This is a genomic window from Chryseobacterium sp. UF-81 (assembly GCF_058245105.1).
Genome location: NZ_JBSIBX010000003.1, coordinates 360663 through 381243 on the forward strand (window position 1 = coordinate 360663; position 20581 = coordinate 381243).

19 protein-coding genes are annotated in these 20581 nt (G+C 38.2%); 3 read left to right on the forward strand and 16 right to left on the reverse strand.

The features are described 5' to 3' along the window. Nucleotides 1–29: 29 nt before the first annotated feature. The 10 genes from AC4IFE_RS07090 to DarG all read right to left on the reverse strand — a co-directional run bounded on the left by AC4IFE_RS07090 (nucleotide 30) and on the right by DarG (nucleotide 8316). Nucleotides 30–1091 carry a beta-ketoacyl synthase N-terminal-like domain-containing protein gene (locus tag AC4IFE_RS07090; protein ID WP_490755887.1) on the reverse strand — a complete coding sequence of 354 codons (1062 nt, stop codon included), beginning with the start codon at nucleotides 1089–1091 and terminating at the stop codon, nucleotides 30–32. Beyond that, the gene (locus AC4IFE_RS07095) at nucleotides 1088–2287 is read right to left on the reverse strand and encodes a beta-ketoacyl-[acyl-carrier-protein] synthase family protein (protein WP_490755889.1); all 1200 of its coding nucleotides are present in this window, start codon (nucleotides 2285–2287) and stop codon (nucleotides 1088–1090) included. Before AC4IFE_RS07095 ends, AC4IFE_RS07090 begins: the two co-directional genes overlap by 4 nt. 77 nt (nucleotides 2288–2364) lie before the next feature. Then, complete coding sequence (locus AC4IFE_RS07100; protein WP_490755891.1) at nucleotides 2365–2622, reverse strand: phosphopantetheine-binding protein; 258 nt, start codon at nucleotides 2620–2622, stop codon at nucleotides 2365–2367. Between the two features lie 113 nt (nucleotides 2623–2735). Then, complete coding sequence (locus tag AC4IFE_RS07105) at nucleotides 2736–3278, reverse strand: 3-oxoacyl-ACP synthase (protein ID WP_490755893.1); 543 nt, start codon at nucleotides 3276–3278, stop codon at nucleotides 2736–2738. Between the two features lie 6 nt (nucleotides 3279–3284). Further along, nucleotides 3285–4418 carry a beta-ketoacyl synthase N-terminal-like domain-containing protein gene (locus AC4IFE_RS07110; RefSeq protein WP_490755895.1) on the reverse strand — a complete coding sequence of 378 codons (1134 nt, stop codon included), beginning with the start codon at nucleotides 4416–4418 and terminating at the stop codon, nucleotides 3285–3287. Continuing rightward, nucleotides 4418–4843, reverse strand: a complete 426-nt coding sequence (locus tag AC4IFE_RS07115) for an acyl-CoA thioesterase (protein ID WP_490755896.1) — start codon at nucleotides 4841–4843, stop codon at nucleotides 4418–4420. The genes AC4IFE_RS07110 and AC4IFE_RS07115 overlap by 1 nt, the downstream gene beginning before the upstream one ends. After that, nucleotides 4833–6101, reverse strand: coding sequence for an ABC transporter permease (locus tag AC4IFE_RS07120; RefSeq protein WP_490755897.1), 1269 nt, complete (start codon nucleotides 6099–6101; stop codon nucleotides 4833–4835). Before AC4IFE_RS07120 ends, AC4IFE_RS07115 begins: the two co-directional genes overlap by 11 nt. After that, a complete protein-coding gene (locus AC4IFE_RS07125; protein ID WP_490755899.1) occupies nucleotides 6088–6846 on the reverse strand; it encodes an ABC transporter ATP-binding protein in 759 nt (252 codons plus the stop codon). The genes AC4IFE_RS07120 and AC4IFE_RS07125 overlap by 14 nt, the downstream gene beginning before the upstream one ends. A 1-nt stretch (nucleotide 6847) precedes the next feature. Then, on the reverse strand, nucleotides 6848–7843 hold the full coding sequence (gene darH, locus AC4IFE_RS07130) for a BtrH-related acyltransferase DarH (RefSeq protein WP_223557670.1): 996 nt from the start codon (nucleotides 7841–7843) through the stop codon (nucleotides 6848–6850). 68 nt (nucleotides 7844–7911) lie between these two features. After that, complete coding sequence (gene DarG / locus AC4IFE_RS07135; RefSeq protein WP_490755902.1) at nucleotides 7912–8316, reverse strand: flexirubin biosynthesis protein DarG; 405 nt, start codon at nucleotides 8314–8316, stop codon at nucleotides 7912–7914. A 214-nt stretch (nucleotides 8317–8530) separates the two neighbouring features. Between DarG and AC4IFE_RS07140 the strand changes: the two genes are divergently transcribed. Next, complete coding sequence (locus tag AC4IFE_RS07140) at nucleotides 8531–11443, forward strand: M16 family metallopeptidase (protein WP_490755904.1); 2913 nt, start codon at nucleotides 8531–8533, stop codon at nucleotides 11441–11443. Nucleotides 11444–11518: 75 nt separating this feature from the next. Here AC4IFE_RS07140 and AC4IFE_RS07145 read toward each other — a convergent pair whose 3' ends face one another. The 6 genes from AC4IFE_RS07145 to AC4IFE_RS07170 form a co-directional block, all read right to left on the reverse strand. Beyond that, nucleotides 11519–11788: a hypothetical protein gene (locus AC4IFE_RS07145; protein WP_490755906.1), complete on the reverse strand. Its 270-nt coding sequence runs from the start codon at nucleotides 11786–11788 to the stop codon at nucleotides 11519–11521. A gap of 510 nt (nucleotides 11789–12298) precedes the next feature. Further along, a complete protein-coding gene (locus tag AC4IFE_RS07150) occupies nucleotides 12299–12742 on the reverse strand; it encodes a hotdog family protein (protein ID WP_490755908.1) in 444 nt (147 codons plus the stop codon). 5 nt (nucleotides 12743–12747) lie between these two features. Then, entirely contained in the window at nucleotides 12748–13179 is a 432-nt protein-coding gene (locus AC4IFE_RS07155; RefSeq protein WP_490755910.1) for a hotdog family protein, read from the reverse strand. Next, nucleotides 13179–14318 carry a dialkylresorcinol biosynthesis protein DarB gene (gene darB, locus AC4IFE_RS07160; protein WP_490755912.1) on the reverse strand — a complete coding sequence of 380 codons (1140 nt, stop codon included), beginning with the start codon at nucleotides 14316–14318 and terminating at the stop codon, nucleotides 13179–13181. The genes AC4IFE_RS07155 and darB overlap by 1 nt, the downstream gene beginning before the upstream one ends. 1 nt (nucleotide 14319) lies before the next feature. After that, a complete protein-coding gene (locus AC4IFE_RS07165; RefSeq protein ID WP_490755914.1) occupies nucleotides 14320–15234 on the reverse strand; it encodes a dialkylresorcinol condensing enzyme DarA in 915 nt (304 codons plus the stop codon). Between the two features lie 43 nt (nucleotides 15235–15277). Continuing rightward, complete coding sequence (locus AC4IFE_RS07170; RefSeq protein WP_490755915.1) at nucleotides 15278–18931, reverse strand: MMPL family transporter; 3654 nt, start codon at nucleotides 18929–18931, stop codon at nucleotides 15278–15280. A 324-nt stretch (nucleotides 18932–19255) separates the two neighbouring features. Here AC4IFE_RS07170 and AC4IFE_RS07175 point away from each other — a divergent pair, with 324 nt between their 5' ends. After that, nucleotides 19256–20395 (forward strand): EpsG family protein, encoded by a 1140-nt coding sequence (locus AC4IFE_RS07175; protein ID WP_490755917.1) that lies wholly within the window; start codon nucleotides 19256–19258, stop codon nucleotides 20393–20395. 11 nt (nucleotides 20396–20406) lie between these two features. Next, on the forward strand, nucleotides 20407–20547 hold the full coding sequence (locus AC4IFE_RS07180; protein ID WP_490755919.1) for a hypothetical protein: 141 nt from the start codon (nucleotides 20407–20409) through the stop codon (nucleotides 20545–20547). The last annotated feature ends 34 nt before the right edge of the window (nucleotides 20548–20581 follow it).

A 20581-nucleotide genomic window follows, 5' to 3' on the forward strand; every position in this document is an offset into this window, starting at 1 on the left:
TTACAAATTCATTATTTGCCCTTATATCTTTAAGCTCTTTCCAGCAGCATAAGGCTGTGATCGCTTCCTGCCAGATGATTGTAAAGAAGAATATTTTTAACCTCTGTCTTTTTCTCTGAATTGATCATCATAATTTCCGGGATCTGTTGTTCTTTCAGAATATGACAGGCCATAAATGCTGAAAAGCCGCTTGCCGTATTGAATTCTCCGCTCAGATGTTTGTAATACAGCAAAGCTGAATTTTGAAATACATCCATTGCTTTTGTATAGTAAGCATCAGATGCTTTATCTCCACTGAACCCTAAGATCACAGCATCGATGTTTTCATGTTTCAAATCGTTTTTAGCTAAAAAACCCGTTATAAAGGTTAGTGTCTCTTCTGCATCTAATCTGTTAATAATATGAATGTCTCTGAGTTTAGCGTAAGAATTTTCAGTTTTATCTTTTCCTAAAACAAAGAAAGCAGCACCTTCACCCCAGATCACTCCATCCGTTTCAGAATGCAAATAATCAGCAGGAAGATCTTCTTCTTTTTTTATGGTATTGTTAAGTCGGTAAAGTTCCATTGTTCTGCCCGTCTGCTCATCTGCAGCTCCTACGAGAACGTTTTCAGCTTCGCCGTCATTGATCTGAAGTTTGGCATCCAGGAATGAAAATTCCAGGGATGAAGAGGTATTAACATACGTGAAATTATACGCGTGACACTGAAGTCCCAGAGCAATCTGTCCTGCAACCGTATTGTGAGTAGACTGAATGAAAAATGTCGGAGTCAGAAACTCTTCGTTATTATCGATTACGTTTTTCAGAAACTTTTCAGAGTCCTGGGAACATCCCATTCCCGTTCCTACAATAATGGCATCCGGCTGTTCAATTCCAGCTTCCTGTAAAGCGTAATGTGAAGCTACGGAGCTCATTTTTACGGCTTTAGACATTCTTCTGATCATCGCAGGAGGAATGAATTCTTTATAGTTGGGATCTACCGCTTTTAAGACCTGAACAGACTGATCAGCCTTAAGGTCCTGGAAGAAATTTTCTTTTAAAGTGTCCTGAACGGAGATGCAGGATGCACTGTTGATGTATACTGCACTCATGATTTTGAGAAAATTAAGGTAGAACAGTTGCCTCCGAATCCGAATGAATTGGAAAGAACATGGTTGATATTCTTCTCTTTCAGTTCTGTAACCGGAGTTAAATCAAATTCTGCCATTTTCGTTTTGAAATTCAGGTTCGGGAAAATGACGCTGTGCTGCATGGCCAAAATTGAAAATACCGATTCAATTCCCGCTGCCGCTGCCAGAGTATGCCCGGTAAAAGCTTTGGTAGAACTGAATTCAGGAACATTATTTTCTCCGAAAATCCTGATCATGGCAATTCCTTCTGAAAGATCATTATTGGGAGTAGCTGTTCCGTGAACATTAATATAACCGATATCTTCCTTTGCTAATCCTGATACTTTAAATGCCTGCTGCATAGCCAGAAAAGCGCCCTGCCCGTTTTCAGATGATGCGGTCTGATGGTGAGCATCATTTGCATTTCCGTAGCCGGAAAGATAAGCCAGTACTTTTTTATTTTCCTTTTTTACAACCTCATCGGATTCGAGAACAATAAAAGCTGCAGCCTCTCCCAGATTCAGGCCCTTGCGGTCATTATCAAAAGGAGTATTGTAAGAATCTGTAAGGATCATCAGGGTATTGAACCCATTCAACGTAAATTTTGAAAGGGAATCCGTTCCCCCCACAATCACACGGTCTAAAACTCCGCTTTTGATCAGTTTTGCTCCCATCATAATAGCATTGGCAGCCGAAGAGCATGCTGTACTGATGGTAGAAACCATACCTTTTAAACCCAGATAGTCTGCGATGGCCAATGAGGAATTACCCGCATCATGAGCATCGATATATTTTTGCTTTTCAGGATAATCTTCATAAGAATAGAAGTACCTTTCAGTGATATCCATTCCGGCTACACTGGTGGAAGAGATCAGCCCGGTTTTATATTCATTAATATCTGAAATTCCGGCAGATTCTACAGCTTCTTTTGCGGCAATCATTCCTAATAAAGAAGTTCTTGTTATATTATTGTCTTCAGGCAGCTGAAGTTGTCGGACAAGTTCTTCATTAGACCATTTTATTTCGCCCGTTTTTATAGATCCGGCATGGCGGGTTTCAAACATTTCAATGTCTGAAATTCCGTGTTTTCCGGATTTCAACGAAACAAAATTTTCCTCCACATTGTTTCCGATGGAGGAAATGATGCCCATTCCTGTTATGGCAATTTTTCGGCTCATGGTTTTTAATAATGTAACAGTGTATCAATTTATCAATGATTGTTGCATTGATACACTGTTAAATTCGTACATTAATTTTATTTTGTTCTGTTTTCTTCAATGAATGCGGCCATTGTATCGATAGACTGGAAAATTTCCTTTCCTTTTTTAGGATCGGCCAGTTTTATTCCGTAGTCTTTATCAAGCAGAACAATAAGCTCCAAAGCATCAATAGAATCAAGACCCAGGCCTCCACCGAATAGAGGATCTGTATCTTTGATCTCTTCTACAGAAATATCTTCAAGGTTAAGGACTTCAATAATTTTGTGCTTCAATTCTCTTTTTAAGTTTTCCATAATTTTATTAATTAATGTAGCAATTTATCAATTTACCAGTATAACAATGATTAGAATGAAAGGATTGTTACATTGTAAGACTGTAATATTGTTACATTTATGTTATTACATTTTTATAAGGTTAGCAAATATACAAAAGCTTTATAATTATCCTGATAAAGTTCTGTCCAGCCACAGAGAACTTTTTCCGCTTTTCCGGACAGCAGAATCTGTTCTGCATAATCATTTAAAAATGTCTCGTCAAATTCATCCAAAATGAAAAAGGCATTCTCTGTCTGCATTTTATGTTTAATGCTGATCTCGCCTACACAGATGTTGGGCAAGGTGTAGACAAATACGGCAGGGCTCGGGAAAAAATTTTCCTCTGAGTTGATGCTTTCCTGATATTTAAAATCCGTGTCCAGACTGGATGACCGGTTGGCAAGGACTAATGCTGTTGTGCTGTGGTCTTCATCTTTTAAAACCATTTCTGCAGCAAGAAAGGCAAGCTTACTCAGATGGTCCATTTTGTGGAACTTGGGATAATTGAGTTCCAAACTTTTATAGGCGTCTTTGGCAAATTCATGAAATGTCTCTGCCTGGCTTTCAAAAACAGGATTTCCGTTGACGGTTATTTTTGAATGTTCTATAATACAGCTTTCGGTTTTCTTCATCATTTCATTTTAACATTTTTCTAAAACAATAGCTGCATTACATCCTCCGAATCCTGAAGCTGTTTTTAAAATATACTGAACCGATGCCGGCCTGTTTTCTTCAATAATATTTAAAGGCTGGGAAACTCCCATTTCTTTAAAATTTTTAGAGGGAATGAGTAGTCCGTGACGGGCACTTTCCATGGAGATCATACTTTCCAGAAGTCCGGAAGCGCCAAGACAGTGTCCGTAATATCCCTTCATGCTGTTCAATGGGGTATTTTGAAGTTCCATCCTGTTGAAAGCGATGGCTTCCATTTCGTCATTGTAGATGGTGGCGGTTCCATGGGCAGAAATAAAATCAATCTGATCAGAAGTGATGTTCGCTTCTGTCATTGCATTCCTGATGCTTGCATACAGTCCGTCTCCCGTTCTGGAAGGCCCGGAAATGTGGTTGGCATCATTCACTGCGGAATCACCCAGTATTTTAAATCTAAATTTTTCGTTTTCATTCAAGGCAGCAGTAATATATACAGCTGCGGTAGCTTCACCGATATTGATCCCGTTTCTGTTTTTATCATAAGGTTTGCACGGCTCTGTTCCGATGGCCTGGAAAGAATTAAATCCTGAAATGACAAACTCGGAGACCTCATCACCGGCAATTACGAAAGCATCTTTATATTTTCCGGCCTGAATCATATTTTTGGCAACAGCAATGACCATTACTCCTGAAACGCAGGCATTGGATATGACGATGGGTTTTGTTTTAAATCCGAAATAGTCAGCAATTTTTTGTGCTAATTTTGAGAGATAAACGCCTTCCGGCAAGTCCGTCTGATTTTTTAATAAGCTGATATTGCCTTTGGTTGTTGATAAAATAAAAGCAGTTTCTTCTGTAATTTCATGTTTTTCAACCAGAGGTTTAAGGCTTAGAAGAAACATTTTCTCCAGTCTTGTAAAATCCAGTCTGTTAAAATTGTTTTTAAATTCTTCTTCCAGCTTTTCAGTATCAATAACAGAAACATAAAAAGCTTCCTGATTGTCAATAACCTGATGTAGCCCTACGCCTGATTTTCCTTCCACCAGATGGTTCCAGTTGGAAGAAACATCAAATCCTAAAGGAGTGACGCAGTTATAATCTGTAATATAAATTTCTTTCTTCATTACAATCCCATTTTATCTTTCCAGGCCTGAAAAAATTCAGGATTATAGAGGCACAGGCTTCCGTTGTTGTCTAAGAAAACCTGAATGGTTTCCCCACTGCACACCAATTGATCATGCTGGTTGAAAATTTCGTAAGTATAGATCAGTTTTGCAGATGCTGAATTTACAAAAGTGGTTACGATCTTAAATGTTTCCCCATATTTTAGAGGAAGAAAATGTTCGCATGTGCTCTTTACGATAGGAGTTACATATCCTGCATTCTGAATGTCAAGATAGGTAAGCCCGTGCTGTCTTCCGAAAGCTTCTCTTCCGTCTTCAAAATATACGATATAATGTCCGTGCCAGACAATTCCCAGCGGATCTGTCTCGTTGAACCTTACTCTTACTTCTTCCGTACAGGTTAATATGTTTTCTTTAGACTGCATTTTGTTTTCTTTCGTAAAAAATAGAAATAGCTACCATGGCAATGTAGAAGGCAAACAGTAATGCAAGTTCTTTGGCAATTCCTGCGATACCGCTGTTTCTTAAAATAATATCATAATAGGCATTCAGTCCCCAGTTCATTGGAGAAAATTTTGCCACGGTCTGCATAAATTCAGGCATTAAAAATACAGGAACCCATATTCCTCCGATCGCGGCCAGAACTACGACTGAAGTGGCTCCAAAAGGAGCGGACTGTTCCTGAGTATCTGCAATGGTTCCCAATAAAACTCCAAATCCGATGGCTGCCAGTCCCGAAAATAAAGTTACAACAAGAAGATGGAACATTTTCCCGGAGACATCAAATGCAGGAAGATCCATATAAGGGAAAAGATAAATTCCTACGGCTACCATCAGTAAAAACTGGATGATACAGATGATAAGGTAAGTGAATGTTTTTCCTAAAATATGAACGAAATAAGGGGTCGGGCTGATCCTCGCTCTTACGCTTGTACCCTGGCTTTTTTCTTTGACTAAATTAATAGAAAGTGGAACTACAATGAAAAAAATGGCAAAGAGCGTCCATGCCGGAACATTGTGCTGAACAGAGTTCGGCATTACATCCATGGCTCCTTTTTTGGGGGTGATCTCTTTGAAGCTGATCAGGTTCTTGTTTTCTTCAAGTTTTTCTTCTGTTCCCAGCTGATCCTGGAATGCTTTGTAGATCTTTTTGTTCTCGATCTCAAAGACCATTTTATTCACGGAGTTCATCACGGAGTTTTTGAATCCTGCATTGGTAGCCGGATCAAAATACAGATGAATTTCTTTTGCTTTCGGAGCTGTTTTTTTTACGGCTGCAGAATCGCCTTCCAACCCAAACGAGCTTACGATCGTCTGCACTTTGGAATCTATATTTGAATTTAAATCTTTCGTTAAATTTTCAGGAATGACGATAGCCATCTGGTAATCTCCGGAAAATACGGCCTCCTGTGCAGACTTTTCATTATAATTCGTCAGCAGTTGGAATGTTTTGCTGGTTTCCAGTTCCTGCTTTATATTTTTGGATACCTCGGACTTGTCATTGTCAATGAAAATGATCGGGATTTTCGAGCCTTCCAGATTTTTGAAAGTAGAATCCTGAATTAAAGTGATCGTCACAATTAACAGCAACGGCATGACGAAAATAATGACAATTCCCCCGATATCTCTCTTCAAAAGAAGGATTTCCTTCACGAAGCTTCTCCAAAGTTTATACAACAACATCTCTTAGTTCTTTTCCTGTTAATGATATGAAAACGTCCTCCAGGTTTTCAGCGTTTGCGATCTGTGCAACAAGTTCTTCCGGCGTTCCTACAGCGTGAATCCTTCCCCGGTCGATAATGGCGATCTTGGTGCAGAACTCTTCGGCTTCGGAAAGGTGGTGAGAGGTATAAATGATGCATGTTCCCTTTTTATTCAACTCCTGCAGGAAATCAATGATCACCTTTTTAGACTGAACATCAACACCTACGGTCGGCTCATCGAGAAACAATACTTTCGGATTGTGGAGTGTTCCCGCTATAAGATTACAGCGGCGTTTCATACCTCCGGAAAACTGTTCTATCTGTTTATCGGCAAATTTTGAAAGTCCCATAATCTCCAGGGACTCATCAATTATTCTCTTAAGTTCTTTATGCTTTATACCGTACAGGCTTCCGTAAAACATCAGGTTTTCTTTAGCGGTAAGAGTAGGGTAGAGTGCATATTCCTGAGGAACGATGCCAATGATCTGTTTGATTTTAAAACTGTCCTTATGGGGAGACAGGTTGTTGATCGTAAACTGTCCTGAAGTCGGTTTAATCAATCCCGAAAGCATAGAAATAAGAGTGGTTTTTCCGGCACCGTTCGGTCCGAGAATTCCGTAGATCTCATTTTTTTCTATATTCAGCGAGATGTCGTTGACAGAAAAGTCTTCGGAATTTTTATATTTTTTATAGAGATTTTTAATCTCAATCATATTCTCTGCCATATCAGATTGCTTTTCTCAGTTTTTTATAGAAAGCCTCTTCCAGATCAGCAATATGAAGCATGGATTTTGAAAGATTGTTGTAGATATCGCTTTTTGAGTTTCTGTTTTTGTAAACGCGGGCAATATCTACGGCAAAATCTCTCCATAAATCCCCGATGGCCGTAATTTCTTTTGAAAGCTCTTTTAATTCATCATTTTTAAGAATTACTGAAGCTTCCTGAAGAAATGCACCATAAATAAATCGGAAACCGCCTCCTCCGGTGCCAATCTCTTCCTGCATTCTGATCAGCTGTCCGAGATAGTGGTTGGTGACTTTAGTACCTTTCTTTTCAGCCCATTTCGGGATGCTTCTGGCTACCCATCTCATGGCTTTTACGCCGATAAGAGGAACAGGAGCGAGCATGTTTTTGCAGGTATCTTTGATTCCTTTTTTAATGGCTTCTTCAATATTTACATTTTCCGGAATATAGGTAGGGTAATACATATGTCCTTTGGGAGGTAATGCGCCTTTGGCATATCTTACCTTTTCCAGTTCAGCTTCTGAAAGGGTAGTGGTGTAATCCATTACCGGATCGCTGATCAGGAATTTTCCGTCTTCCTTTCCATATACTACAAGATTGTGGGCATTGAAGTGGAATTTATATTCTTCAGGAAAATAGGTAAGATTGAAAACACCAACCTGAAGTCCTGTAGGGATATTCTGATTTAAGTTTCTTTCTAAAGCGGACTGTGCCTCTTTAGGATTGGAAAATTTTTCCCTTTTGATTTTAATGCCCAATCGTTTTGCGGCTTTGCTGAAAATGGCACCCGGCATCGGTCTGTAGCTGAAGCCCGGAGCGAAATTCACTTTCAAAAACGGCAGATAGACAAAAAACAGTCCGGAACCGATTCCGAAGATCATTGGTTCACTCAGCTTTAAGCCTTTATTGAGTAACAGATTGGAGGCAACACCGTTTTCGCAATGTGCAGTCTGATGGTGTTCGAAGTTAAGTTTCATTTGCTGCTTTTATTCTTTTTCATTGGCGAAATGAAATTCAGCATATCACTGTATGCTTCGTTTCATTATTATTTGCCGTCAAAGTTCTTTAATTCATCCACTGAAATTCCGAATGCATCTGCATATTTTTTCAGTACGGATTGGTTTAGTGTTTTAAATACTTTTGGTTTTGCATGTCTTTTCACTCTCCACTGCCACATTCCGACATAGGAAGCGAGAACACTTAAATCCATTTTATTCAGTTCCATGAAATAAATAATGGGGCTAACTACATTATTGGCAACATTTTGCCTGGCCTCTTCAATTCTTTCATGAATAAGCTCCATGGATTCTTCCAGGGCTGCTTTTTTAGCTTCCCAGCCAATGCTGTTTGCCGTTGTATAATTATCATTTTCGTCCGTCACATACAAGACTTCGGTCATGTTTGCTGACTTCAGATTGCTTTCATCCTGAGGCAGGTCTTGTTTTTTCATGTAAACCGTATTATTCTTTTTAATCAGTTGGCTAAAATAGTGAAAATACATTATATGTAAATCATATTAAATTATAATGCCGGAACAGGCTTTATTTAAAGATAAATTCAAAATTTAACATAAAAAAATCATAATCTCCCGTCTGCTGTAACAAGTGCATGCTGAAAGTAGACTTATAGGATTCTATGAAATTTGATTTAAATACATAAGACTTATGAAGAAATTTTTTATTTCTGTTTCACTTTTCTGCATGCTGCATGCCATGGCGCAGAAATTTGATACTCAAAAGGTAACCGACAGCCAGGGATATACTTACGAAACCGTTAAGAATGACCAGTCCGGTGTCAGGGTATATACTTTGAAAAACGGATTGAAGGTTTATCTGGCAAAGAATGATGATGCCCCGAGAATTCAGACCTATATTCCTGTAAGAACGGGATCTAATAATGACCCGAGCGACAATACAGGTCTGGCACATTATCTTGAACATATGGTTTTCAAAGGAACTTCTCATCTCGGAACTCAGGATTGGGCAAAGGAAAAAGTATTGCTGCAACAGATCTCTGACCTTTATGAGCAGCATAAAGCGGAAAAGGATCCTGAAAAGAAAAAACTGCTTTACAAGAAAATAGATGAGGTTTCTCAGGAAGCTTCCAAGTATGCAATTGCCAATGAATATGACAAAGCGATCTCTTCATTGGGAGCAACAGGAACGAATGCCCACACCTGGTTAGATGAAACGGTTTATAAAAATAACATTCCATCCAACGAGCTTGAAAAATGGCTGAAAGTGGAAAAAGAACGTTTCTCAGAACTGGTATTGCGTCTTTTCCATACCGAACTGGAAGCTGTGTATGAAGAATATAACAGAGCTCAGGATAACGACGGCCGTCTTGTAAACTATGCCATGATGGAGGCTCTTTTTCCAAAGCATCCGAACGGACAGCAAACCACGATCGGGACTTCAGAGCATCTGAAAAGCCCTTCAATGGTTGCTATTCATAAATATTTTGATACCTATTACGTGCCTAATAATATGGCTGTAGTTTTGGTAGGAGACCTGGATTTTGATAAAACCATTAAACTGGTAGATCAGTATTTTGGGGCTTTCAAGTACAAAGAGCTGCCGATGAAAAAAATGGTATCGGAACAGCCCATGGCAAACATTGTAACGAGAACTGTAAAAAGTCCGAGCACACCGAGAATGACTCTGGCATGGAGATCGGATTCCAATGGAACCCAGAATGCGAGACTGGCAGATGTAGTTGCGGAAATTTTAAGTAACAGAGGGGATGCCGGTCTTATTGACCTTAACATGAATCAAACGCAAAAAGTATTAGGTGCAGGCGCCTATGAATCGGCTTTTAAAACCTATGGTGCTTTTACGATGTCTGTAACCCCGAAAGACGGACAGAGCTTTGATGATGCTAAAAAACTATTGTTAGATCAGTTGGATTTGGTGAAAAAAGGACAGTTCCCGGATTGGATGCTGAAAGCAATCGTTAATGACAAGAAGGTGCAGCGTATGAAGTCCTGGGAAACCGCGGACGGACTGGCAACGACACTGTATGACACTTATATCAATGAGAAGACATGGCAGGAGGAATTAGACGATATTAATCAGTATGAAAAGATCTCAAAGGCAGATGTTGTAAAGTTTGCCAATGAATTTTTCAAAGATAACTATGTGGTTGTTTACAAAGAAAAAGGAGTGAATGATAAGCTGGTTCGTGTACAGAATCCGGGCATTACTCCGATCAAGCTGAACAGAGAAGCGCAGTCCCCTTTCCTTAAGGATATTTTAAGCAGCAAAGTATCTGAGATTAAGCCGGAATTTATCGATTATAAAGCAGCGATCCAGACTTCTCAGATTAAAGATAAGAAGGTAAGCTTTGTAAAGAATAAGTATAATGACGTGGCACAGATCAGCTATATTTTTCCTTTCGGAACAGATAATGATAAGGAGCTTCCAATCGCGGTAACTCTTTTTGAATATCTTGGAACGGATAAATATACTCCTGAGCAACTGAAAGGTGAATTCTATAAACTGGGAATCTCTTACAGTTTCAGAACGTCCAACGATCAGGTGATCATTACACTGAGCGGTCTTGAAGCCAATATGAAGAAAGGTACAGAATTGATGAATCACTGGCTGACGAATGTAAAAGCAGATAAAGAGATTTACGGGAAAACCGTGAAAACGATACTGGAGGCAAGAGAAGCCGGTAAAAAGGATAAAACAAGAATCATGGCTGCCCTTACGAACTATGCTAAATACGGTAAGAATTCCAGAATGACGGACATTGTTTCCAAAGAACGTCTTGAAAGCATTGATGCAACGGAACTGACCAAGAAGATTAAAGTACTGAACCAGTCTCCATATGAGATATTCCTTTACGGACAGGAACAGTCAGGTTTAGAAAAGGCAGTTAAGCCATATGTTACTGAAACCAGTGTTCAGCCGGCAAAAGCTAAAGAATATCCGGAGCCTGCTGCAGAAGGAAAAGTATATTTCACAAACTACGACATGGTACAGATGGAAATGTCCAAAGTAGCCAAAGGAAATGATGTGAACTTAAGTAACTTCGGAAAAGCGAATGTTTTCAACGAGTATTTCGGAAGAGGATTGTCTTCCATTGTTTTCCAGGAGATCAGAGAAAGTAAGTCACTGGCTTATTCTGCTTATGTTTCTTATGCGAATGCAACTGAAAAAGGACATGCGAACTATATCACGAACTATATCGGAACTCAGGCCAATAAGCTGCCATTGGCGGTAAATGCTATGAATGATCTGATGGCATCTCTGCCGCAGATTCCTGCACAGTTTGAGAATTCAAAAGGTTCTGCCCTGAAGCAGATTGCATCCAACAGAATCAACAGAACGAATATTTTCTTCAATCAGATGGCACTGAAAAAGCTTGGTGTTGATTATGATATCAGAAAAGATATTTATTCTGAAATCCAAGGCCTGACGTTACCACAGCTTACAGGCTTCTACGACACTGAGATCAAGCCTGTAAAATACAATACAGCGATCATCGGTAAGAAAGAAAACCTGAATATGGAATCTATCAATAAAATGGGAACATTCCAGGAGGTATCTCTTGAAGAGATCTTTGGATACTAATATTTGGTGATACCAATTTTTAAAGCGGGGCAGTGATGCTCCGCTTTTTTGTTTAAATTCATCTGAAAGGCAGCTTTATTTCCTCTTGGTGTAATTCAGCTTCACCAGCAAATATATTTCGGTTTTCTCAAGATCATTACACCATGTCCGCTCTGATACTACAGCGTTTTCGTAGAGATAAAGATCTTCCATATTATTGACATATTCCAGTCTTTCGGAAGTCCGGTACTTAAAAAATGAAATGAGATTCACTTCGTCACCAATCTGTGGAGCCACCGGAAATTCAACAGAATTTTCAAAATCGAATTCAATGTCATACGAATAGAATCTTACTTTTACGCTCATGAAATATTTATTTTCATCAAATATATCGAAAATAAAGGGTTATTAAATATTTGGGGGAGGAAGTTGGAAGCTGGAAGTTACCGACATGTTTTCCATATCTGATAGTTTATCTTACAATTCGATGAGGTAGCTTTAAAAGAATAATAAAATCGGCTTAAAGTTATTCCTCACAATCTTTTTGCGAATAGGAGCATCAATAGGAATGGACTTTAGTCCGTTTAGCGTTTAATATTTAATGTCCAATATTCAACATCCAATCCGGCTTTAGCCAAAATCTACATTACCCTGAGTTTAGGATAAGATATTTTATTTTAATGATATGGGGTGAAAAACTACTTAGATCTGAGCAGTCCAGTATCCTTGTCAAGGTTCTGAACCTTGACAAGGATAAAAATTAGTAATTTCCGTCCTTTATTCTTATTCTAAACTTAGATTAAATTTAGCACTTATGTAGAACAGAAAAACCGTACGATAATCGTACGGTTATATATTTTCACTGAACACGTATTCTTAAGATTTTATTTCCTGAATAAACAGATTGATCTCTGCTCTGATCAGCAGCTCATCATTATGGAAGGTCTCACAGAAAATATTACAGATATTTTCATACTGCGAGATCAGCGAAGCTTTCGAAATAATCTTATCTCCCGTTTTGGGAAGCGCAAACAGCTCAATTTTTTTGATATTGGTAATAAAGCCGATCACCTTGGTGTCTGCAGAAGGATTTTCAAAGAAGCTCTGCCCCAGAATGGATGAGCAGGTCTGGGCAAGATTTTCAATCAGGCCGGCTTCTGCCAGTTCATTGTTGTGAACAAAGATATTATCTTCTTTTATTTCAAAGGAAGTCACAACCTTTTCTTTGGTCAATTCCAGAATATAATCTGCCATCAGCATCGGTTCGCGGTGCGGCAGAAAGTTATGTATATTGATGAGGTGCTCTTCCTTGATTTCCATTACATTTATTTTACAGCAGTTTTCATTTGTGATTTTGCAATGATCGAGCCATTCAGTTTTGTGACAATATCTACCAGCGTTACTCCCATCACTTCATTAAGGATTGTTACTTCCGATATCAGCCGGTCTCCCGTTTTGGGCAGAACTTCTGCTTCAAAAGATTTAATAGCTCCGATATATCCTGTAGGAGCCTCTTTCCCTAAAAGATAATATTTGTAGCCTGTATGTAAAGCAACACTCTGTGCCTGATGCTCCATAAGACCTGAAGCCTGGAATATTCCGTCCTCGATAAAAATATTGTCTTCTTTTATTTCAAATCCTGAAATAAGTCGATCATCAGAGTATTCCGTAAGCGCATGAACCATGACGAACGGAAAACGCTGTGGAATAAGGCTTTCCACAAAATTCTGATCAGATGTCGGCAGTTGGTGTTTCATTAGCAAACTGTTAATAAGGCACAAGAGTAGGCAAATCTTCCGCTTTCAGGAACACAAAGCAATACTTTCTCACCTTTTTTCAGCGTTCCGGAATTCATTAATTCTTCCAGTGCGATAAAAATAGAGCCGGCTCCGATGTTTCCTACTTCAGAAAGGTTATAGAACCATTTTTCTGCAGGAAAATCCATGCCTTTTTTAGCAAATTCGTCTTTTAGGCCATCTTTAAAATAGCCTGAAGAAATATGCGCCAGAACATGGTCTATCTTTTCCGGATCCAGGTTATGCTTATCAAAAGAAGATCTTAAGCTTTCTGCACCCTTTACAAGAATATATTTATCCAGGATTTTCGTGTCCTGCTTAATCGCAAAGATTGATTCTTTAAGCCATTCATCAGACGGGTAGTCTGCCCATGATTTAAGGCTTCCGTCTTCCTGCTTATCACATCCTGCATACATACAGGCTTCGATTTCGTGAGCGTAAGAATAAAAATCAATGAATTCTATTTTTAAATTGATTCCGTTTTCCCTGGGCTTATTCTCCAGAAGGAATGCACCCGCACCGTCAGAAAGCATCCATCTCAGGAATTCTCTCTTGAAGGCAATGATAGGTCTTTCTTCCAGAAGTTTTAAGTTTTCCGCTTCATGATTGAATTTGTCTGCAGTCATCCAGGCGGACATTCTTTCTGAACCGGCACAAACAGCGCTGTCTTGTACCCCTGCCTTTACAGAGAGGAATCCATAGTTCAGGGCATTCATCCCCGAGTTGCAGAGTCCTGTAGCGGTATTAATTTCAATAGATTTTCCGATATTCAGTTCGCCATGAACCATAGAGGCATGCGAAGGCTGCATCTGGTCCGGAGAGGTGGTTCCAACGGACAGAAGCTTCATATCTTCCTTTTTGAAGTTTTCATCGAACAATCCTTCAACAGCTTTGGCTGTAATCTGTGCATTGGTATGGGTAGGATTTCCTTCTTTATCCAAAGCATAGTATCTTGTTGTGATCTTGTTATTTCTTAAAATCAATGATTTTGCTTTAGAGGGAGCGCCGTTTATCAGACCAAGATAAGTCTCCATTTCATCATTCGATACCGGATTGTTAGGTAAATATGTTGATGCTTTTGTTATAAATACGTCGTACATTCTATTTTAAATTAATTCCTTGTAAATATGTTTTTTGTTTTTGTCTTTTAGACCAAAATATAGGGGTTGTCAGTAGGTGTAAAACTAAGACGACAGGTGAAATAATCCATATCGCAGCCATCAAATATACCTTAAAGAATTTTATCAACAATGGACGTTTCTCTTTTTTCTTCATAATGAGATTAGACCATACGGTGAAGATCTTGTTGCCCACTTTTTCTACTCTTACTAAAAAAGGGCGGATTTCTACAGCGCCGTTCTTTACGAGGTCAGGCTGAAGACCGGATAAGTTTCCGCTGCTGAAATGCTTTTCTATAATATTTCCGTACTTTACAGAACCTGAAATTTCTTCATCCGAAATTCCGGCCGCGGGAAGCAATCCGGATTTTTCTTTCTGTCCTGTCGTGAGCCATCGTAAGATCGTCAGTACACTCGTGTAATTGTCATGCCTGTCTACCAAAGCGATATTTCCTACCAGCTTTGCGCCAAGATCCTTTAAATATCCTTTAAGTTTTTCCTGAGAAAGCATCCACATATTTCTGGTTCCCGAAATTGTAACCACATCTGTATCTTTCATGATCTTTTCTGCAAAACCACTTTTTAGGAATGAAATGATGGGAATAGATGGTGTAAGATACCACACCTGATATCCGAATAAAATAAGGTCGTATTTCTTATTCAGGACCTCATCAGAAGGCGGGAAAATCTCTTTGGGAATCTGAAGATAAGATTCGGGAAATGTATTGAAAAAAACGTCACCCGGCCAAGGGAAAGGGAAGTCTTCCTTCAGCTGTATATTATAATAGGTAATGTCATATTCTTCCTTTTTGGCTTCAAAAGGTTGGGCCATGTTCTTCACAATATCCTCCAGCTGGCCGGTTTGCGAATAATAAATGATGAGTATGTTTTTTTTCATTAATATTCTTTAGCGGTTACAAAAATATGCTTTTCATATTTATTTACTGTTTTTTGAATATTTTTATTGCCTGGGAATTAAATTCCTGTGAATAATCTGGATTACTTAGCTCTTTAGAAGCTGTGTTCAGGAATATAATGGTCTCAGGAAGTTCCTTCAGTGTACCGATGTCAAAATTATGATCTGAAACCAGCAGTACATCAATATTTTTATTGATTTCCGAAAAGTCATTAATATAATTCAGTTTTCTTCTTTTAACCAGATAGGTCTGCGTTGCCGTTTGTCTTCTTTCATCATTTTCGATGAATGAGAAAATTTTTCTTTCTGCCTGATAAAGGGTAAGCAGGATATCCTTCTGCCCGAAATCATCTGCAATATGCAGAATAGATGCATCTTTCGAAATGTGTTTGTTCAGTTCGAAATAAACAGATTTATGGGCATTAAAATCATCTTTTACCTCTTTTATCACTTCATTGTCTTTGTAGAGATAGCTTAAGAATAATTTTTTCCTGAAATAATTTTCATCCTCCAGCTCGTTTCGCAGCTTTGCAAATTCCTGTCTGAAGTACGCATTGATTTTTTTCGTTCTTTCAGAATAGTTTTTTCCGAAACTCAGATCGTCTTTGCTGATTCTTTCACCTACTTTTACCGTGATGCTTCCATCGTAGATAATGAAATCTCCTTTTGGCAGTACTTCAGAATTTCCGTGGATGTACAGCGGGAGAATATCCAGTCCGAACTGTTCGGCAAGATAGAACGCTCCTTTGTGGAACCTTTTCACATCGTTCGTATAAGACCGTTCTGCTTCGGGAAAGACAACCAGCGAATATCCCTGTTCAATTTTTTCTTTCAGCTTTTCCATCCCGTTCTCTATTCCCTGAGAAACCGGATAAAAGCCAAGGGCTCTTACCAATCTTCCGAAAACGGGAGAGTCATATACCCAGTCATTGACCAGATAGATGATTTTATAGGTTGTCATGGCAATAGCAAGGGTGTCCAGGAACGAAGTATGATTGGCGATAATCACTGCCGGTTTGCTAAAATCTTCTCTCGGGTTTTTGATAACTCTTTTCTTTACAAATGGAGTGGTGTACAATACAGATGTTAAAAATTTAGCTAAAATTAATTTAATAGTATCTAAAGCTTTTCCCTTTGATCTTTTGATAAATAGACTTCCGATCAGCGAAAAAACAAATCCGCCCAAACCATAATAAAAAAATGATACAACGAATCTTAAAAACAATCTGAACGTAATAGGAGAAAGTCCTTTTTTTGCCCTGTTTGTAATCAATAACCTGAACCAGAAAGGATATAGCGTGGAAGTAATAATGATCACGGAGAACATCCCGATAAGGGCGACCAATGCCAGTGAATGTAATGCCGGATGTTTAGCAAAGATCAAAGAACCGATTGATAGAATGGTCGTGAAAACGGCAAGAATAATAGAAGTTCTATACGTTGGAAGCTCATTTTTTCCTGTAGTATGCTCCTTTTGCATGGCTTGGGTCAGGAAAATGCTGAAATCATCTCCAACTCCAAAAACCAGTGTGCAGACTACCGTACTGAAAATATTTAATTCTAATCCTAAGAAATACAGAATCCCCGCGGTTACGATTCCTGTCAGTATAATAGGAAACATTGTGAGGACAGTAAGCTCAAAATTTCTGAAGAAAACAATAATGGTCAGGACAATGGCCAGAAGAGAATAGTTGATCAGCGTACTGAAATCTCTTTTAAGGAGTCCCAAAAAGTTTTCGTTCATTTGCTGGCGGTCAATGGCTAGAGCATTGTGGTTTTTTTCTACATCTTTTATGAAAGCGTCTCTTTTCTTCTCATCTACTTTTACAACATTGGAGACCGTATAAAATCCGTTTTCATTGCTCAGGAATTCCGGAATCTGCAAGGCCTTTACTTTCTCATAATCCCGGAGGCTTAATGCTGTATAGTTCTTATTTAAAATTTCATTGAAATTGTCAAAAGCATTGCTGTTGAACCCAAATTGATTTCCGCTGTTCACCAGTTCAGAAACAGTACGGTTTTTTTTATCCCTATCCCAGAATTTATTCCAGATTTCAATTCTTTTCTTTTGATCTTTTTCAGAAAGCACAACGTTTCCAAGTGAATTATAGCTCAGGATCTTTCCCTGTTGTTTTTCTTTCTCAAGAAAGTTGCTCAGCCGCGAGTTTCTTGCCAGTGCCTCTTCCTCCGAATCTCCATAAGAAATGGTGTAAATGGATTTTGAAGTGATATCAGAAAGTTTCTGAAGCTTCGCCTCACTTATTTTTAATTCCTTCGGGATATAATTCAGATCACCAATATCCTCATTGAATCCTACATGCCGGAAACCGAACAGACAGGCAATAATAATGATGGAGCAGCCTATGATAAGGGGTTTGTTTTTCTCATAAGGATAAGAGCCGATCCTGTCGATAAAATTAGCGCTGTGCTTACCTTCTTCCTGTTTAGGCTTATAAAGCTGAGGTACAATGATCAGCGCAGTAATGGAAGAGAAGATAACTGTAATAGCTGCAAAGAGACCGAGATCTTTCAGGGCTTCAGAACGTACAAATATCAGGCATAAAAAAGAGACAGCAGTTGTGGCGCTGCTCAGTATAATTGGCTGTGTGATCTCTTTGTACAGCTCTTCTATATTATTGTTGTGTTTGTAATGGGTAAGAATATGGAGCGCATAATCTATGGTTATTCCGATAAGGATGGCACCCACACTCAAAGAAATAGCTGAGATCCTGTCTTTTATAAAATAAAGAATCAGCAGGGCCAGCAATACTGAAAATACCGTCGGAAGAAATACAATTACAGGAGTAAAAAAATTCCTGAAATAGTAAATCAGCAGAACCAGGAGCACCGCCATCGAGATCATGACCGTATTTTGAATATCTTTTTTGATCTGCTGGGCATTTGCCACGGCAATTACCGGGGAGCCAAAATAGCTGAGTTCTGTTTTTCCCTTAAACTGTTTATTAACGCTGTCTTTTATCTGGTTGAGCTGATTGATGAAAGCTTCGTTGCTTTTAGTGTCATTGCTTTCATTTTTAGGGTCTATAAAAAGCAAAAGGTTTTTTCCGTCTTTTGTGACGACGTAATTATCTTCGAGCTTAAAATCTTTGCTGATGTTTAAAGCATTCAGTTTTTTAATTCCCAAATAAGTAATTCCCAGCGGATCTTTTTTTATGAAATCCTTTGTGACAAGACTCGTCGGTGAAACCAAAGAAACATAATTATTCTCTACCTGTTTTGATATGCTGTCTTTTTGAAGTTTCCGTTCAATTTCCCTGTAATCATTTTCAGTAAGGAAAAGAGGCAGGTTCTGGTTGACAAAATCAAATGTTTCCGAAATTTCACTGTCGTTCACTTTTCCCTGAACAGAACCTATATATTTTTTCAGAGGTTCAATCTTTTGAAGAAAATTATCGGCCGTTTCAGAAAGCTGGAAGTCGTCTTCATTGGACTTGTTCTCTATGATCACAATGATCTTGTCTGAAAAATTCAGCTGTTTAAGGACCTTTGCCGTAAGATCGGATTTTTCATTTTTAGGAATTATCTGGTTGATGTCCTCTTCAAAGTTAATTTTTGAAGCGAAAAATCCACATAATACAGCTATTCCTAAAGCAAGAATTGCTGAAAGAAGCCTGTTTTTAGAAATCAGATAATATAAAAATATAAAGAAACGATGCATTACATTATGAAATCAAGTCTGCAAATTTAATTTTTTCAATATTAGTTCAAAACATTTAGGCTATAAGTTTGTCTGAAAATCAACAAAATATTCTAGGCAGAATAAAAAAATATTCTACTTTTGCAAAAGTTCCCTCTTAAATATATTTTAAACCAATATTATTACTCAATAAGAATCTGTTTTAGATATGTTGAAAAAAAATGATGAAAAAACAAACGGATTGCCATTGATTGCAGCATTCCCTTTTCTCCCTTCTGCATTATCTTATGATAGGTTTGCATCTTCTCTGTGCTTACTGCACCAATTAAAAAACATTAAACGGGCATGAGTTTATTACATCCATATTACATCGTTGCGATTGTATACATGCTTTTCTTTAGTGTACAGGAGGTTTTTGGTAAAAGAGTAGAAAAAAAGTGGTTGTGGTTCTTGGGGATCTATCTTATTTTACTGGCTGGCTTCCGGGATAATGTAGGCCCGGACTATGGAAGTTACAAGGCAATTTATATCTATTCTGATACAAAGAGCTATTACAGTATTTTTATGAAGATGCTCCACATGGAGGGTCCTGATTATCTGGAAGTGGAATGGCTGTATACTCTCATTAATAAGATATTACTGAATGTCTTTAATGCTCCCTTTTATATGCTTACCCTGGTTATTGCGATCTGTGCTGTTTTCTTCAAGATAGAATATACAGAGGATAATACCTTTTACCCCTTTACATTTACCCTGTTCATGTTTATTCCTTACTTTTTTGTTGGGGAAAGCGGACAGATCAGACAGAATCTTGGGACATTTATTGTTTATTTTGCCGTACGGTACATTAAAGAGCGGAAATTATGGCATTATCTCTTTTTTATATTTCTGGGATCAGGTATACATACCGTCTGCTACCTGTTTATCCCAATGTACTGGCTGGCCCGTATTCCATTAAGTAAAACTATAATGCTGGTCCTGATCATTATCTCCATATTTCTTTCGCCATTCGAGGTATATAGGGCTTTTGGAAGCTTTTTAGACGGTATGACCTCGGATAATATTTTAGTGAATGGATTAAATGGATATATGAATGAATATTCGGAAAGGCTGAATGGAGGCTTTGGAATTCCCGAAGCCATGATGATGATTTTAACGTTCTTTCTTTTTGCGTTTGATACCAAGATGAAAGAGCTCTATCCATATTATGAATACCATAGAAGCTATGCCGTTGTGGGAATATGCTTTTATTTTATTTTCAGGAACAACCCGGTATTCTCATCCAGGCTTGTAGGTGCATTTATCGGATTTTCTTATGTGATGATCCCCAATACAATGTATGTAGTCTCAAGTGGTATGAAAAAAATGATTTACGCTTTTATCATTGCGCTTGTTATTTTTAACTTTGTTGTTTTCTCTTCCTTCTTAAATATTAAAGTGGGCAGATTTACGATTGAGCTTTATAAGAATCACATTCTCCCATAGAATTTATTTTTATGAATATATTTATAAAAGACAGCTTTGAAGCTGTCTTTTTTGTTTTGCCATCTTCTTCTAAAAAAAACGGTGATTACCATCATAAAAATATCTCATTTGAAAAATATACTTTTGTATTCTATAAAGTGCCGTTTTCGTAATTATAATCTTTTAATGATAATTTATTGTTAATAT

What these genes read in the sequence shown, in the direction of transcription:
- AC4IFE_RS07120 (WP_490755897.1), bottom strand. Translation starts at nt 6,101, where the DNA reads ATGTTGTTGTATAAACTTTGGAGAAGCTTCGTGAAGGAAATCCTTCTT.
- darH (WP_223557670.1), bottom strand. Translation starts at nt 7,843, where the DNA reads ATGAAACTTAACTTCGAACACCATCAGACTGCACATTGCGAAAACGGT.
- AC4IFE_RS07175 (WP_490755917.1), top strand. Translation starts at nt 19,256, where the DNA reads ATGAGTTTATTACATCCATATTACATCGTTGCGATTGTATACATGCTT.
- DarG (WP_490755902.1), bottom strand. Translation starts at nt 8,316, where the DNA reads ATGAAAAAACAAGACCTGCCTCAGGATGAAAGCAATCTGAAGTCAGCA.
- AC4IFE_RS07145 (WP_490755906.1), bottom strand. Translation starts at nt 11,788, where the DNA reads ATGAGCGTAAAAGTAAGATTCTATTCGTATGACATTGAATTCGATTTT.
- AC4IFE_RS07165 (WP_490755914.1), bottom strand. Translation starts at nt 15,234, where the DNA reads ATGAAAAAAAACATACTCATCATTTATTATTCGCAAACCGGCCAGCTG.
- AC4IFE_RS07180 (WP_490755919.1), top strand. Translation starts at nt 20,407, where the DNA reads ATGAATATATTTATAAAAGACAGCTTTGAAGCTGTCTTTTTTGTTTTG.
- AC4IFE_RS07170 (WP_490755915.1), bottom strand. Translation starts at nt 18,931, where the DNA reads ATGCATCGTTTCTTTATATTTTTATATTATCTGATTTCTAAAAACAGG.
- AC4IFE_RS07100 (WP_490755891.1), bottom strand. Translation starts at nt 2,622, where the DNA reads ATGGAAAACTTAAAAAGAGAATTGAAGCACAAAATTATTGAAGTCCTT.
- AC4IFE_RS07150 (WP_490755908.1), bottom strand. Translation starts at nt 12,742, where the DNA reads ATGGAAATCAAGGAAGAGCACCTCATCAATATACATAACTTTCTGCCG.
- AC4IFE_RS07155 (WP_490755910.1), bottom strand. Translation starts at nt 13,179, where the DNA reads ATGAAACACCAACTGCCGACATCTGATCAGAATTTTGTGGAAAGCCTT.
- AC4IFE_RS07125 (WP_490755899.1), bottom strand. Translation starts at nt 6,846, where the DNA reads ATGGCAGAGAATATGATTGAGATTAAAAATCTCTATAAAAAATATAAA.
- AC4IFE_RS07105 (WP_490755893.1), bottom strand. Translation starts at nt 3,278, where the DNA reads ATGATGAAGAAAACCGAAAGCTGTATTATAGAACATTCAAAAATAACC.
- AC4IFE_RS07115 (WP_490755896.1), bottom strand. Translation starts at nt 4,843, where the DNA reads ATGCAGTCTAAAGAAAACATATTAACCTGTACGGAAGAAGTAAGAGTA.
- AC4IFE_RS07095 (WP_490755889.1), bottom strand. Translation starts at nt 2,287, where the DNA reads ATGAGCCGAAAAATTGCCATAACAGGAATGGGCATCATTTCCTCCATC.
- AC4IFE_RS07090 (WP_490755887.1), bottom strand. Translation starts at nt 1,091, where the DNA reads ATGAGTGCAGTATACATCAACAGTGCATCCTGCATCTCCGTTCAGGAC.
- darB (WP_490755912.1), bottom strand. Translation starts at nt 14,318, where the DNA reads ATGTACGACGTATTTATAACAAAAGCATCAACATATTTACCTAACAAT.
- AC4IFE_RS07140 (WP_490755904.1), top strand. Translation starts at nt 8,531, where the DNA reads ATGAAGAAATTTTTTATTTCTGTTTCACTTTTCTGCATGCTGCATGCC.
- AC4IFE_RS07110 (WP_490755895.1), bottom strand. Translation starts at nt 4,418, where the DNA reads ATGAAGAAAGAAATTTATATTACAGATTATAACTGCGTCACTCCTTTA.